Annotated in this window: 9 protein-coding genes; 6 read left to right on the top strand and 3 right to left on the bottom strand. The window is 62.3% G+C overall.

Annotated elements, in window-relative coordinates; all coding sequences use genetic code 11:
- Positions 1–15: 15 nt before the first annotated feature.
- The gene (locus tag J2X24_RS12905) at positions 16–2,049 is read right to left on the bottom strand and encodes a glycoside hydrolase family 43 protein (protein ID WP_209722155.1); all 2,034 of its coding nucleotides are present in this window, start codon (positions 2,047–2,049) and stop codon (positions 16–18) included.
- 162 nt (positions 2,050–2,211) lie between these two features.
- On the opposite strand from J2X24_RS12905, the gene J2X24_RS12900 reads away from it, so the two are divergent.
- The 3 genes from J2X24_RS12900 (at position 2,212) to J2X24_RS12890 (ending at position 6,226) form a co-directional block, all read left to right on the top strand.
- Positions 2,212–3,597, top strand: coding sequence for an alpha/beta hydrolase family protein (locus J2X24_RS12900; RefSeq protein WP_209722153.1), 1,386 nt, complete (start codon positions 2,212–2,214; stop codon positions 3,595–3,597).
- Positions 3,598–3,730: 133 nt separating this feature from the next.
- The gene (locus J2X24_RS12895) at positions 3,731–5,002 is read left to right on the top strand and encodes a type III PLP-dependent enzyme (protein ID WP_209722150.1); all 1,272 of its coding nucleotides are present in this window, start codon (positions 3,731–3,733) and stop codon (positions 5,000–5,002) included.
- Between the two features lie 168 nt (positions 5,003–5,170).
- Positions 5,171–6,226 (top strand): 1,9-bis(guanidino)-5-aza-nonane synthase, encoded by a 1,056-nt coding sequence (locus J2X24_RS12890; protein WP_209722147.1) that lies wholly within the window; start codon positions 5,171–5,173, stop codon positions 6,224–6,226.
- A gap of 428 nt (positions 6,227–6,654) precedes the next feature.
- Here the strand turns inward: J2X24_RS12890 and J2X24_RS12885 are convergent, their stop codons facing one another.
- On the bottom strand, positions 6,655–11,649 hold the full coding sequence (locus J2X24_RS12885) for an alpha-2-macroglobulin family protein (protein ID WP_209722145.1): 4,995 nt from the start codon (positions 11,647–11,649) through the stop codon (positions 6,655–6,657).
- Between the two features lie 201 nt (positions 11,650–11,850).
- On the opposite strand from J2X24_RS12885, the gene J2X24_RS12880 reads away from it, so the two are divergent.
- From J2X24_RS12880 to ubiB, 3 genes are all read left to right on the top strand, one after another.
- The gene (locus J2X24_RS12880; RefSeq protein WP_245344673.1) at positions 11,851–12,345 is read left to right on the top strand and encodes a response regulator; all 495 of its coding nucleotides are present in this window, start codon (positions 11,851–11,853) and stop codon (positions 12,343–12,345) included.
- A gap of 145 nt (positions 12,346–12,490) precedes the next feature.
- Entirely contained in the window at positions 12,491–13,264 is a 774-nt protein-coding gene (ubiE, locus tag J2X24_RS12875) for a bifunctional demethylmenaquinone methyltransferase/2-methoxy-6-polyprenyl-1,4-benzoquinol methylase UbiE (RefSeq protein ID WP_209722143.1), read from the top strand.
- 13 nt (positions 13,265–13,277) lie between these two features.
- A complete protein-coding gene (gene ubiB / locus J2X24_RS12870) occupies positions 13,278–14,780 on the top strand; it encodes a 2-polyprenylphenol 6-hydroxylase (RefSeq protein ID WP_209722141.1) in 1,503 nt (500 codons plus the stop codon).
- Here ubiB and J2X24_RS12865 read toward each other — a convergent pair.
- On the bottom strand, positions 14,777–15,394 hold the full coding sequence (locus J2X24_RS12865) for a hypothetical protein (protein ID WP_209722139.1): 618 nt from the start codon (positions 15,392–15,394) through the stop codon (positions 14,777–14,779). The two genes, ubiB and J2X24_RS12865, sit on opposite strands and share 4 nt — an antisense overlap.
- Positions 15,395–15,458: the final 64 nt, after the last annotated feature.

The raw sequence follows: 15,458 nt of genomic DNA, 5'->3' as shown, positions 1-15,458 counted from the left end.
CCTGTCGTGCGCGACCTATTTCCAGGTAAACCGCACGCCATCCTTGCCGTCCGACTGCGGCCCTGGACTGTCGGCCTTGACCGCTCCCGTCGCCGGATCGATGCGCAGGAAGCGGTTCGTGACAAGCGACATCAGGACCAGTTCGCCATAGGGCGTTTCGATCCACTGAAAGCTTTGCGCAGTCCCCGGCGTGCCGGCGGACAGGCTGACGCTGGCATCCGCCCCGACCGTTACGTAGCCGCCACTCGTTTTCAACGCGACCCGGCCGAGCCCCATATCTTCCACCGCATAGCCCGCGGGCAGGCCCTTTGTGCCGTTGGCCGATAATCCGGTCTTGGCGCCATAGGAGGTCAGGGTGATCGTCTTGCCGACCGGGATCGGCCGCATTAGCCCGTTAGGATGCGGCTCAAGGACCGTAATGGCGTCAAAGTCGGCATGGCCGCCGGCAACGCCCGACGTGTTATATGCAAACAGGCTGTAACGCACGCCCTGGAAGGTCTTGAGTTGAAAGGCCATGGTGAACTCCGGCCCCAACGGCGTGAACGTCTTGCCATCGGCCGACCATGACAGTTGCGCTCTTTCCGTCAGGAAATTAGCGTTGGCGCGTAGCCAGACGCGTGTGGCTTTCACTGGCACACGCACCGTCTCGCCGGTCGACTGATCATACCGCGCGACCGCGAAGCCGTTGGCCGTCTTCTCGATGCCGATCCAGGTGTAGGGCCGGTTCAAAAGGGCCAGGCCCGCCACGTCGCCGTCTTTTAAACCCGACGCGTCCAGCACCACGGTTGGCTGGGATTGCGGCCCGATGGCGCGCTGGGTCAGGGTGTTGCGCGCCTGCCAGAACGTGTCCGCTGGCAAGGTATTGAGCCGCAGGTAACCCGGCCGCGCCGACAGCGACCACTGACCGTCGACCGGCACATGGTTCCATTGCCATACCGCCTTCAGGCTGCTGCCTGAAAAGTCGTCACTACGTTCATAAGGAGCGTGCGGCGCCTGCGGTGTTTTCGACGCCGGCTTGACCCAGGTGCGCGGTGTCCGCCCCAGATTGCCTGGCAGCCCGAAATAGGGCCAGCCATCCTTCCAGGTGATTGGCGACAGGCCTGTCAAGCGTCCGACGGAGTTATAGTCCATCATCGAAAAACCCCACCATTCGCCGTTTTCACCCTGGACGATGCCGCCCTGGTGCAGGGACATGCGGCCATCGGGCGCCGGATTGGGTGGATTGAGCGTAAATGGCCCCGCATCGCTGCGGCCCCAAATATCGGCCAGGCGATAGCCTTGCATCAGGCCGAAATCCTCATCGATACTGATGGCCTTGTTGACCTCGTAGGGCCCCCAGATGCTGTCTGCGCGCGCCGCCGGCATCTTCATTCGTCCTTCGTACCAGGCCGAAGTGATGAAGTACTTGCCATTGAGTTTATAAAAATGGACGCCCTCGCCCATGCCGGCGCCGGCCGGGATGATTTCGCGCTCGGTGCCAGGCACGGCGTCGAGCAGGTCGTCGGTCAGCTGCACCATCTTAATGCCCTGATAGCCCCAGATGGCATAGGCCTTGCCGTCGTCATCGAACAGCACCGACAGATCGTGAAAAGACTTTTTCATCTCCTGCCGCGTCCATGGCCCCTTGGGGTCCTTGGCGGTGAACAGCTGCGTCTTCTGGCCGTTGACATTGCTGAAGATGTAGAAGGTGCCGTTATGATAACGGAAAGAGGGCGCCCAGATACCTTGGCCGTAGATGGACTTGCCGTCTTCGAGGCGAAATTGCGGCCCCAGGTCCAGCTTGTCCATCGCGTAGGTCAGGAAAGTCCAGTTGACCAGATCCTTGGAATGCAGGATCGGCACGCCCGGCATGGCGTGCATGGTCGTGCCGGTCATATAATAGTCGTCGCCGACGCGGATGAGGTCAGGATCGGAAAACTCATCGTAAAACAGGGGGTTGGTAAAGGTGCCATTGCCATTATCAGACGTCCATGTCTTCGCCGGTTCGGCGGCCATGGCCGACCCTGCCAGCAATATACCCGCCATCACAGCCGTCAGAAGGTTGCGCATTATCGTGTCTCCCTGTTTTTTCGCGAAACTAGGCCATATATCCGCGTACCTCAATCACTATTGTCGGACAATTGAATTTTAGTGCCTGAGGATGAGCAAGAATTAACTTGCTCCTCCTGCATCTTTCCCATTGTCTGTCGGTCCGATAATGAGGATCTACGGATGAAAGCCTTTCTGTTCCTGTGCGCGCTCCTGGCCACCAGCCTTCCCGGCATGGTCATTGCGGAAGAGGCTGCCGGCGACTGGATCGGCTCTATGGACAGCGGCTTCAAGGTCATTGTCCATATCGATAAGGACGCTGCGGGTGCCTATTCGGGGACTCTGCGCACGCCCAACGGCAATGTGACCGCCTTCGACACGATCACCTCCGACGGACAGCGTTTGCGTTTTGCCATCGCGCGTTTGGAACTCAGCTATGACGGCGATTGGGATTCTACCGGAAATATCTGGGCGGGTAAGCTGACATTGGGGCAGACCTACCCGCTGGCTTTTCGCCGCGCTACGCCCGAAGACCTGGCGCTGAAAGTGCGCAAACGGCCACAGGAAGACGCCATCAACGCCGGTCCCCGCCCCTACGCCGAGCGCGATGTCGCCATCCCGTCATCCGGTAATATCAGTCTGGCCGGCACTTATAGTGTGCCAGACGGCAAGGGTCCCTTCCCGGCCATCGTCCTCGTCTCAGGGACCGGCCCGAACACCCGCGATGAAGACGTTGAGGGTCATAAGGTTTTTCAGGTTCTGTCCGATGCGCTCAACCGTCAGGGCGTGGCCGTTTTGCGTTACGACAAACGTGGCGCCGGAAAATCAACCGGCAATTACGGCATGGCCACAACCAACGACTTCACCGATGACGCCGAGGCGGTGCTTAACTGGCTGTCGCAGCAACCCGAGGTGAAGGTTGAATCGATCGGCATTATCGGCCATTCCGAAGGCGGCATCATCGCCCCGGCCGTCGCAGTCAGAAATGCCAAAACCGCCTATGTCGCCGTGATCGCCGGGCCCGGCGTGCGCGGAGACAGGCTGTTTCTGCTGCAATCCCCGCTGGTGTCGGCGTCATACGGCACACCGCAGGACCACATTACCAAGCGGCAGGCCTTCGATGAAAAGCTGTACGCCGCCGCCCTCTCCTCACCGGACCCTGTTGTCGCCCGCACGCGGGTTCAGGCGGTTGTCGATCAGGGCCTGAAGGACAAGGTCATTGATGCCGGTGAAGCCAAAAGCCTGCCGGGATCGACCACGACGCCGTGGATGCGTCAGTTCCTGGCCAATGATCCGGCAAACACACTAGCAAAAGTCCGCCAGCCCATACTGGTATTGAATGGCTCTTTGGATTTGCAGGTCCCCGCCAAGGAAAACCTGGCAGCGATCCGGCAAGCGCTCAAGAACAACCCCCGTGCCGATATCCGCGAGCTGCCAGGACTTAACCACCTTTTGCAGACCGCAAAAGCCGGCTCTCCAGCCGAATACGGCGACATTGACGAAACCATTGCTCCGTCAGCGCTTGAACAGATTACCACCTGGATTAACCGCGTTGCTGAACAACGATAGTTACAGCCGCAAATTGGCTCTTTACATAGAAGTGAATATCCCTATATGTGGCCTTCTTCCGGCGGACCCCTAGAGTTCATCGCAACGCTGCTAACGCCGGTCTGGGTTTAACACTATCAATCGGGGTACCGAAGTGGATCAATACACTTCCGCCCTGGACCTGGTCCGCAAGCAGCCTCCGGAACGTCCCGTCGCCCTCGTGCGTCGTGCGCCCGTAACTGTTGCGGCGCAATGGTTCCAGGCCAATTTCAAAGGCGATGTCTTTTATGCCGTCAAGGCAAACCCGTCGCCATGGGTGCTGGAAACCCTGTGGGCCGCGGGTGTGCGCTCCTTCGATGTCGCATCGCTGAATGAAGTCCAGCTCGTCCGTTCGACCCTGCCGTCGGCGCGCCTGGCCTTCATGCACCCGGTCAAGAGCCGCGTCGCCATTGCGCAGGCCTATTTCGACTACGGCGTGCGCACCTTCAGCCTCGATACCCACGAAGAGCTGGCCAAGATCCTCCAGGCCACCGGCAACGCCAGGGACCTGAACCTGATTGTTCGCCTGGCGACGTCGGGTGAAGGCTCCAACCTGCCGCTGACCAACAAGTTCGGCGCCCAGAGCCACGAAGCGCCGTCGCTGCTGATGGCGACGCGTCAGGCGACCTCCGGCCTGATGGGCGTATCCTTCCACGTCGGTTCGCAGTGCATGCGCCCGACGGCTTACGCTGCCGCCATGGCGGCGGCTTCGCGCAGCCTAGTCCGCGCCGGCGTCTTTGCCGACGTCGTCGATGTCGGCGGCGGCTTCCCATCGGTCTATCCAGGCATGGTGCCGCCGGCTCTGTCCGAATATATGGACGTCATCAACCGCGCCTTCGACGAAATGAAGGTGCATGAGGAAACCCAGCTGTGGGCCGAACCCGGCCGCGCGCTGGTGGCGGAATCGACCTCGGTCCTGACCAAGGTCGAGCTGCGCAAGGGTGACGCGCTCTACCTCAATGACGGCTCCTACGGCAACCTGTTCGATGCTACCCACGCCAAGTGGCCCTTCCCGGTGCGCCTGCATCGCCAGGACGACGCCGAGTCGGACACGCTGAAGCCCTTCCGCTTCTACGGTCCGACCTGCGACTCGATCGATAGCATGCCTGGCCCGTTCTGGCTGCCGGCCGATGTCGAAGAAGGCGATTACGTCGAAATCGGCATGCTGGGCGCCTATGGCGTCACCATGGGCACGCGCTTCAATGGCTATGGCGAGACGGAGACCGTCTTCCTGGATGACGCGCCGATGGCGTCGCTGTTCGGACTGGGTCCGCGTTCGATCAACAATCCGCGCGGCCTGCTCGAAGCCGACGACAACAAGGTCGTGCGCCTGAACCGTCCCAAGGGCGGCAAGCGCGGCAAGAAGCGGGTCAAAGCGAAAGCCTAACCCTTCTTTATAAAAGCTTTGTTTGCCAAGGCGGCGCCTATCCGCTATAGGGGCCGCGCTTCCGGAGGCCTGTCCTCCGGTTCAAAGTTACCCTCCCCATCGCACCGTCTGGGGGGTCAAGGGGAAATGACGGGCGTCCACCTTTTCCTCTTCTTAAAGGATCAAGAGATGAACGCTGAAACCAAGCCGCAATCCAACATGAAGGCCAGCCTGCTCGCAGAAACCGTCGAGCACGTTGACATCACCTCGTACGACGCCCGCCCGATCATCGATTCGATGCGCAAGATGTCGTTCTCGTCGCGCGACACCGCTCGCGCCGCCGACATCTTCAATATGGCGCTGGAAGACAAGTCCTGCTCGCCGTGGCTCATCCTGGCCGGTTCGACTTCGGCCGGCGGCTGCATGCACGTCTATCGCGACATGGTGAAGTTCGGCATGATCGACGCCGTCGTCGCCACCGGCGCCTCGATCGTCGACATGGACTTCTTCGAAGCGCTTGGCTTCAAGCACTATCAGGCCGCCGGCCCGGTCGACGACAATGTGCTGCGCGACAACTATATCGACCGCATCTACGACACCTATATCGACGAAGAAGAGCTTCAGGCCTGCGATCACACGATCCTCGAGATCTGCAACCGCCTGGAGCCGCGCGGCTATTCCTCGCGCGAATTCATCTGGGAAATGGGCAAGTGGCTGTCGGAAGGCAATGCCAAGAAGCCTGGCTCGCTGATTCAGACGGCCTACGAAGAAGGCGTGCCGATCTTCTGCCCCGCCTTTGTCGACTCGTCGGCCGGTTTCGGCCTGGTCAAGCACCAGAAGGAGCGCATCAAGGAAGGCAAGCCTTACCTGATGATCGACGCCGTGGCGGACTTCCGTGAACTGACGGATATCAAGATCGCGGCCGGCACCACCGGACTGTTCATGGTCGGTGGCGGCGTGCCCAAGAACTTCGCCCAGGACACAGTTGTCTGCGCCGAAATCCTCGGTATTGAAGCAGATATGCACAAGTATGCCGTGCAGATCACGGTGGCTGACGTTCGTGACGGTGCGTGTTCATCGTCGACGCTCAAAGAAGCCGCCTCGTGGGGCAAGGTTTCGACGACCTATGAACAGATGGTCTTCGCTGAAGCCACCACTGTCGTGCCGCTGATCGGTTCGGATGCTTACCACCGTGGCGCGTGGAAAAATCGCACCAAGCCCAACTGGGCCAAGCTGTTCAAGTAAGTGTGATCGATTTTTTTGCGCTGCACACTTGCCTTACCAGCAGAAAGGTTTACTTAGGAGGAAAGGCGGTGACTCGTATTAACGAGTCGTTTTCCTCTCTGAGGTAAACCTGAGCCTACAAGTTCGTCACCGGGATCATCCCCCCCCTCGAAACCGGTGGCATGCGACGGAGACCATTGCCCCCCAATGGTCTCCGTTTTGCGTTTCTAGGGGCCATTGCGCCCCATCAGGGTCTCTCATCGTTTTGCGTTTTGGGCTGGTCAAGTCGCGGGGTCGCGGACCCCGCACCCCATATATTTGTCCGGGTACGAATAATCCTGGTAGCCAATAAAAAAGAGCCTCCGAAGTGGGGCCCTTTTTTATTGGCTAATAAGACTGTTCACACGCGGGCGAGTATCGGGGTGTGGGGCCCTCGGGCCCCACGACCTTTACCTTCTCCCAATCACAACGCGACCACCGTTGGTGCGGCCGAACGTGTCCGTCTTGTAGAAGTCCTTCGCTTCGACGCCCGGCAGGTAGTAGTCACCCGGCGTCACGGCGCGGGCGATATAGGCCACGCTGAAGTTCTGCGACGACGACACATCCAGCGCCGCGACATAGCGGTCGTCGCGGGCTTCCTGCGCCTTGGCGCCCGTCAGTTGGCCGACAAAGCTGAACGGCCCGTTCGACGTGTCTTCGCTGGTCAGGGTCGAGTCGATCTCGAAGCCCGCCGGCAGCGGATCGTCGATGACGATCGGGCGCGTCTCCGCCTTGTCGCTGCCGCCCGAAATGACCACGATGACGCGGTCGCCCTGGCGCAGCTGCGACGGATCGATACGCTGGCCACCCAGGGTGTAGAAGGCCTTCGACAGGTTGAGCCCGTTCGATGCCGCCCCCGGAGGCGCCACCGGCGTCCCGATAACCGTCACCGTCCGCCAGATCGGACCGGAACCCGTATTCTTGAACTGGGCGCCGGCGAACTTGGTCACACCGAAGCGCTGGACATTCTGGCTACCCGGCAGGGTTGATACGCCATTGGCGTCGATCCGGGTCTTGCCGGCCGCCTTCAGCATGTAGGACGCCGCCTTGAGGATATAGGCCTGCTCGATCGTGTTGAGCTGTGATGGGCTCTTCATGGCGTTTTCCAGGCGCGGAATCAGGGTGGCGCCGATGTCTCCATTACCCGATTCATACGCCAGGGCGATGACGCCGGCCAGGTCGCGCAGCGGCGACTGGTACCAGTCATAATGATCCGTATAGCCGATCTTTTCGATCGCCTGGCGGAAGGCCTGACGGGATCGCGCGCGATCGCCCATCATGCCGAGACCGGCGGCCACCTGGGCGCGCGCCAGGGGCGACTGCTCCTCGGCGAACTGCACGTCGCGATACCAGCGCAGGCGCGCCAGGTCGCCAGATCGGCCCTTGGCCATCACATACAACGCATAGGCCGAGGCGCGGCTGCGCATCTGCTTGGTCATCTGCTCCCGCGAAATGCCGCCCCAGTACCAGTATTCCGGCGCGCTCAAGCGGTAATTGACCGAAGTGTAGCCCTGCGGTTTCGACAGGTCGCGCATGGCGTTCATGGCCTTGTCGATCGCCTCCTGCGGCACATAGGCGCCACGCGCACGGGCTTCCAGAAGGAAGTCGGTGGCGTAGGCGCCGATAAAGCCATCGGCATCGCCGTCACCGACGCGCCACAGGCCAAACGCACCGTCCTGGGCCTGACGGTCCAGCAGCTTCTGCACGGCGATTTTCAACGCCCCTGCCGACGGCCGCGCGCGGTCCTTGCCGACGATCGATTCATCGGCATAGAGCCACGGCATCGCCGCCGACGTCACCTGTTCGGTGCAGCCGTAAGGATACTTGTTGAGCGAGGCCGCGATCGGGCCCGGATCGACATTGCGGAACGGCGAATAGCTGACCTCGACCGTCGCTGAGCCCGGTTGCAGGCCGGCCAGCAGGGCGTTCGACGGCGTATAGGTGGCATTGACCGGCTGCTGTTCGACCGAAACCCGCGTCTGCGGACCCCAGCCGTTGCGCGTCTGGATCTGGAACGAGTCGACGAAGTCATAGCCCTGACCGTTCAGCGCGATATTGACCGTCGAAATGCCGGTCGTGTTCGGCGCATTCATCGGCACGGCTTCGATGACCTTCTGGCCCTTGCCGAGGTTGAACGCCTTTTCGAACGCCAGCGCCAGCCCTTGCAGCCCCTTGACGATAGCCTTGTAGATGCCGGGCTTGCCGTCGACATTGTTCAGTTCCAGCGTCGCGAACGCCTTGTCGCCGGGATTCAGGAAGCGCGGCAAGGCCAGGTCCATGACGACCGGCTCACGCACCACCAGCTTCTGCTGGCTGGAACCAACGGCTTCGTCGGTCCACGCCACGGCCATGACACGCAGCTCGCCATTGAACTTCGAGATTGGCAGACGCACCACCGCCCGCCCATCCAGGCCGGTGTCGATGACGCCCGACCACAGGGCGACGGTGCGGATCGGCGTCGTCGTCAGGCCTTCGCCACCGATCGAGTCGGCGCCGAATGTGTCGGCGGCGGCGGCCAGGTTCGGATCCAGCAGGCGACCATAGTCGTCGTTGAAATCGACGCCCAACGCACGCTTGCCGAAGTACCAGCCGACCGGATCGGGCGTCTTGAACTTGGTCAGGTTGAGGATGCCCTGATCGACGACCGCCAAAGACACCTTGGCGCTGTCGCCCAGCTTGGCGCCCTTGATGTGGACCGGCACTTCGATGAACCGCTTGCCGTCCTTTCCGACCTGCGGCTTGAACGGCGTATCGCCGCCCGGCAGCTGGATATCCAGCTTGCGCGACTTGGCGTCGAGCGGCACATAGATCAGGCCGACGGCGCGGCGCGGTTTCGACGACTCGACCGGATCGCGCGGCTGGATGACCGACACCAGCACGTACGCGCCGCCGCCCCACGCCGCCGAGGTCTTCAGGCGGACACTGGTGCCGTTTTCCCCTACGCTGACCGTCTTCATCTCGATAATACGGTCGGTGGCAACGGCGATCTGCGCCTCACCCTTGTATGGCGCCTTCAGCGTCAGTTCGACCGTGTCACCCTGGCTGAACTTGCGGTTGCCGGTCGACAGGCGGACCATGTCGGGCGCGTCCGTGCCTTTCTGCGCTGAACCCCAGCCCGAGGCGAAGCGCACGGAGCTGCGCGCCTTGCCCGGCACCTCGACCTCAAGGCGGTAATCGCCCCAGTCAAGCCCGCGTTCCAGCGTGAAGCCGGTATTGGCGCTGAGATCCACGGTCTTGGTGGAAACCACAACGTCGCGGTGGGTCGAGCGCCACTGCCACCGGCCGTTGGCGATATACCAGTCATAGTCCCAGTGCTCGGCGATCAGCTTGACCACCGCGCCCTTGACGGCCGTCTTCTGGCCTTGCGGCGTGACGCCGATGACATTAAGCGCCACCTGCGGCGTATCGCGCCACGACTTCGCTTCCTTCTGATCGACCTTGACGCCGAGATAGAGCGGCGCCGGCTTGATCTTCAAGGTCTGGCCTTCCTTGACCGGACGGCCGCCGGGCTCGAAGACCGAGGCGGTCAGCTGGACGATCAAGGGCTGAGACGTCTCGCCGGCCAGGGCGGCATTGAACGGGAACAGGGCATTGCCCTGGCCGTCCGTTGTCGCCGACGGCAGATCGACGTACTTTTCCTCAAAGGGCTTGGCGGAATCGCCAAACATGTAGTCCTTGAAGGCCGGGAAGGGTTCGGCATCCTGGCGGATGCGCGCCTCGCCGGTCACCTGCAGGTCCGAACCCACCGCGCCATAGAGGTAGCGCGCTGTCACGCGCACCGGCCGCTGTTCGGTCAGCGACAGCAGAGGCCGTTGGCTGTCGGCGACGACGTCGACGCCCAGGCGCTGAGGCGCGAAATCCTCGACAGCGAAGCTGGCCGAACCGGCGGCCTCTTCCAAACCGTCTATCTCCAGCCGCGCCTGCCACTGGCCGCGCGGCGCCGTCTTAGGCAGCACGATATTGGCGCCGGCAAAGCCGTCCTGGGTCTTGTCGAAACGGAAGCGGAAGGCTTCGACGCCCGAGGGCCGGGTGACGATCAAGGCACCCTTGCGGTCCTTGACGGCCTTGCCTTCGTTGTCGCGCATCAGGGCGACCAGACGGACGGTTTCACCCGGGCGATAGATGCCGCGGTCGGTATACATAAAGCCGTCGACACCCTGGGCATTGGCGCGGCCATCGGTCACCACGGCCTCGTCCTGACGGCCGCCGACGCCATGCTGGGTCAGATCCATCGGCGTGCGCTGGACGTCGACCGCCGTGTAATCGTCGTTCGGACCATAGGCCATGATCATCTTGGCGGTCAGGGCGTCGGTCCCTTTCAGCAGCGCGCCACCGAAGGTCGCGCGGCCATCGACGCTAGATCGCGTCTCGGCCAGGATGTCGCCGTTCGATGCCACCAGATCGACCTTGACCCCGCTCATCGGCTTGGCGGATTTCAGCGACCGTACCACCACGTCCATGCCGTTCGGACTCTTGTAGGTCGTCATCGCCATGTCGGTATAGAGGATCCAGCGCCGCGCCTGGGCCGGCTGGTCGTATTCCTTCTTGTCGCGGCCGCCGGAGCCATCGCGGACCTTGACGACATAGGCGCCCGGCTTCATCGTTTTCAGCACCGCGCCCAGCGGAAAGACCGTCGTGACACGTTCGCCATTGCCCGTCTTGACCGCCATCTTGCCGGTCCAGATCTTGACGCCGATATCGTCGGCGGAATCTTCACCCCACGAATAGTCGTAGTCGCCCTCAGGGGTCGGGTCGGGCGCGGACACGCTCTTGCGCACCAGGTTGCGGTCCGACACATGCCAGACCTCGACGGCAAGCGCCGAGACATTGACGGTTTCGATCGCCACGCCGTCGGCTTCCTCGCGCGGCAGGATGACGCCATTGCCCTTGAAGCCGACATAGGGCGGCTTTTCACCAAAGGCGAAGTCGAAGTCGCGGTTCTGCTTGAGGGTGTCGCCACCCTTGCCGGGCAGGCCTTTCAGCAGCGTGATGCGGCGATCGGTAAAGCCGAAGCCGGAGACGCACAGCTCGTCGCCCTTGGCGGAGACCGCCGGAGCGGACGGCAAGGCAGGCGAGACCACGACGAAGTCGCCGTAAGGCTTTGCGGGATCGAGCGGCCTGGAGAACTGCACGCAGGCCTTGGGCGTGTCGCCTGTCGTGTCGAGGCGCTGCTTCCAGCTATCGAAACCGGCGGGTTTAGCGTCACCGGCGCGGCGGGCATTCTTGTCGCGGACCTTGCCGAACAGGCCGGTCGCCGGCTTGCCGGGCACCTCCGCGACCGCCGCAGCCTCACCCTTGCCCGATATGCCGTCGGTGGCTTTTGCCGTGAGAAAACCGACGCAGAAGCCCGAAATCAGCACCGCCGCCGCGCTCGCGATCAGCGTTCTGTTTTGCCAGTCGATCATGGAAAAAGTCCCTGCCTGTAGGGCACGGGTCAAGCCGCCCCTCAACGCCTTAACTTCGCAGAGAGAAGCGCGGAATTGCGTGAGAATCAATCTTTGTTTTACGTTTCCGTCAAATAAGATAGAAGTGTCGCGTTATTTGATGCGGGATGTGTTCCGTCCCCTTGTATTTCAATCGTTTCCATTTCCGGAGCCGGAAGCCCCTTGAGCAAATTTGCGCGCGTTATGGTGCTCGTGGTCGATGACAATCACTACATGCGAGTGATCGTCTGTACCATGTTGCGGTCGATGGGCATTACCCTGATCCGCGAAGCTTCCGATGGCATCGAAGCCCTGGAAATCGTCCGCGACTGGCGCCCCGACGTCATCATTCTCGACCTGATGATGGAACAGCTCGACGGGCTCGAATTCACCAAGCTGCTGCGCAAGGGTTCGGACAGCCCACACCCTTATGTGCCGATCATCATGATGACCGGTCACACCGACCGCCGCCATGTGCTTGAGGCGCGCGACGCCGGCGTCAACGAGATCATCGCCAAGCCGCTGACCGCCAAGGCGCTGATCGACCGCATGAAGAGCGTCATCAACAACGAACGCGGCTGGGTGAAATCGAGCACCTATGTCGGCCCCGACCGGCGGCGCAGGAACAATCCAGAATACCGCGGGCCGTTCCGCCGCGCCTCGGACAAGGCGGATTAGGCAATCAAATCGGGTTCTGACAGCGTTACAAACTGCGTCGCGATTCCGGGTGCAGGGGCCGTGCCCCTGCCCGCGACGCTGGGTCACACGACGCGTTGCGCGAAACGTATTTCATTCTCAACCTTTTGCCGTTAGAACAGCGGCCATGTCCGATACCGCAACTTCCCCCTTCGGTTTCCGGGACCTCGACCCGCGCGAAAAGGTGTCGCGCGTCGCTGAGGTCTTCGCGCGCGTTGCCCCGAAATATGACCTGATGAACGACGTCATATCGCTGGGCGTCCACCACGTCTGGAAGGACGCCGCCTGTGCGCGCCTCAATCCGCAGCCGGGCGAAATCATACTCGACGTTGCCGGCGGCACTGGCGACATCGCCCGCCGCCTGGCGAAAATGGCACGCGCCGCCAAGGCCCGGCGTAAAGGCCGCGGCTATGACGCCAGGGACGTCGAAATCCGCGTCATCGACTATAACGAACAGATGATCCTCGCGGGCCGGGAAAAAGGCACGGAGCCGGAACTCAGCTGGTCGGTCGGCGACGCCATGAAGCTGGCCATCGACGACGCCAGCGTCGATGCCTACATCATCAGCTTCGGCATCCGCAATGTCGCCGATGTGCAGGTGGCGCTGAACGAAGCCCGCCGCGTGCTGAAGCCCGGCGGCCGCTTCTTCTGCCTGGAGTTTTCGCACCCGACCGCGACGCCGGTGGCCAAGATCTACGAGGCCTATAGCTTCAATGTCATCCCGTGGATGGGCAAGCTGGTCGCCAACGATCGCGACAGCTACCAGTACCTGGTCGAAAGCATCCAGCGCTTCCCCAACCAGGAGACGCTGAAGGACATGATGACCACGGCCGGCTTCCGCAATGCCCGCTACACCAACTTCTCGGGCGGCATTTGCGCCCTGCATGAGGGCTGGGCGTAAGCTCGCACGATCGATGGCCAGTTTCGCTTCATGGATGCGCATGTTCCGCACGGGCCTTGTCCTGCTGCGCCACGACGCATTAGTCCCTAAGGAACTGTCGCCGCTTCTCCCCCCCTTTCCGCGCTTTGTCGCCGGGCTTTTGCGCGCCCTGTTCGCCCGCCGCAGCAACCTGCGTCCCGGCGAGCGCTATGCCCTGGCGTTTCAGGAACTGGGGCCTGCCTTTATCAAGCTTGGCCAAATCCTGTCGACGCGCGGCGATATCTTCGGCAAGACTTTCATCGAAGACCTGAGCCACCTCAAGGACCGCCTGCCGCCGTTTTCCGAACGCGTCGCCATCGCCTCGGTCGAGGAAGCGCTAGGCAAGCCTTTGGGCGACATCTTCAGCGAATTCGGCGAAGTGCTGGGCGCCGCGTCGATCGCCCAGGCGCATCGTGCGGTGCTGCTCGATGGCCGCAAGGTGGCGGTCAAGATTCTGCGCCCCGGTATCGAAGAGGTTATCGCCGCCGATATCGCCATGCTGACCCTGTCGGCGCGGCTCATTCATCAGTTCGTGAGCGTTGCGCGGCGCCTGGAGCCCGAGGCCTTTGTCGCCACGGTGGCGCAATCGCTGATGCTCGAGCTCGACCTGCGCCTGGAAGCGTCAGCCTGCGACGAGATCGGCCAGATCATCAACGCCACTCCCTATATGCGTGCCCCTAAGGTGGTGTGGCATCAGGTCGCGCGCCGCGTTATCGTGCTGGAATGGGCTGACGGTACGCCGCTGTCCAAGCCCGAAGCCCTGGCGCTGCCGGGCCTGGACCACAAGGAAACCGCCGACAATCTCATTCGCGCCTTCCTGTCGCAGGCGCTGGACCACGGCGTCTTCCATGCCGACCTGCACGAAGGCAACCTGTTCGTCGCGGCGCCCGCGCGGCTGATCGCCATCGATTTCGGCATTATCGGCCGGCTGCGCCCGCAGGAGCGGCGCTATCTAGCCGAGATGCTGTGGGGCTTCCTGCAGCGCGACTATAAGCGCGTCGCCGAGGTCCATTTCGAAGCCGGCTATGTGCCGCGCACCCACAATGTCGACAGCTTCGCCCAGGCCCTGCGCGCCGTCGGCGAACCCGTGCTGGGCCAGAAGGCGACCGAGGTGTCGATGGGCCGGCTCCTGACCCAGCTGTTCGAAATCACCGCCCAGTTCGACATGCACCTGCGGCCCGAACTGGTGCTGCTGCAAAAGACCATGGTCAGCGTCGAAGGCGTGGCGCGCCGCATCTATCCCGAGCACAATCTGTGGGAAGCCGCCCGCCCCGTCGTCCGCGCCTGGATCTCGCGCGAACTGTCGCCGGTCACCGAGGCCAAGCGTCTGCTGGAAAAGCTGATCCGCAAGCTGGATGAGCCGGCGACCGAGACGATCATTACAACCGGCAACGACACCATGCGCGCCGAACTGCGCCACAGCCGCACCCTCGGCTATATCGCGCTGGCGACGTCGGTGCTGTCGCTAGCCATGATGATCTGGCTGGCGATTCGCTAATCGGCACCCTTGCGGATCGTCCGGCGCTCGGATTCGATGATCTTCTGCCGGTTCCAATAGGCCATGCCGTCGTCGGGCCGGAACATGGTCCGGGGCGCGCCCTTTTTCGTCATGACCGCGAAAACGTTGCCCTTCGGATCGTAGAACAGCGTGTCACCATTGTTGCGCTTGAGCGTTTCGGTGCCCGGCGGCGGCGCATGGATAAAGCCGTGCACCATGGCCATATGGTCCTCGAACGACTTGGCGCCGAATTCCGGACCGTGGCGTTCGAAATGATAGCGGGCGTTTTCTTCGGTCGAGTATTTGCGGTTGGACGACCACAACGGCCAGTCGCCATAGTGCGTGGCAGTGATGGCGGCGCGATCGGCGGCGATCGGCAGGGGCTTGCCGAAATGGGGCGCATCGGCGTTCTGACGGACGGGTTCGGGTTCGGCGGACTGTTCAGGAATGGCGGCAGGTGGCGGCGCTTCCTTTACTTCCACGGGCGCGGCCGCTACGGGCGATGACGCCGCCTTGCCCTCGCCGTCCTTGAGCACGGCTGACGGTCCGGCGTCGCACGCGGCCAGGCCCAGCAACACGGCGATCAATAAGAACCTTTTGTAACCGCCTGTCATCCTTGCCCCCTGAACCCCATCTATGGCACACACCGGCGCGACCGGAAAGAGTACAGGAAGGCAT

It is taken from the genome of Asticcacaulis solisilvae (assembly GCF_017875235.1).
In the GTDB taxonomy this organism is placed as follows: Bacteria; Pseudomonadota; Alphaproteobacteria; order Caulobacterales; family Caulobacteraceae; genus Asticcacaulis; species Asticcacaulis solisilvae_A.
The sequence above is the reverse complement of the archived record's forward strand: the minus strand, read 5'-3'. Positions and strand labels throughout refer to the sequence as shown.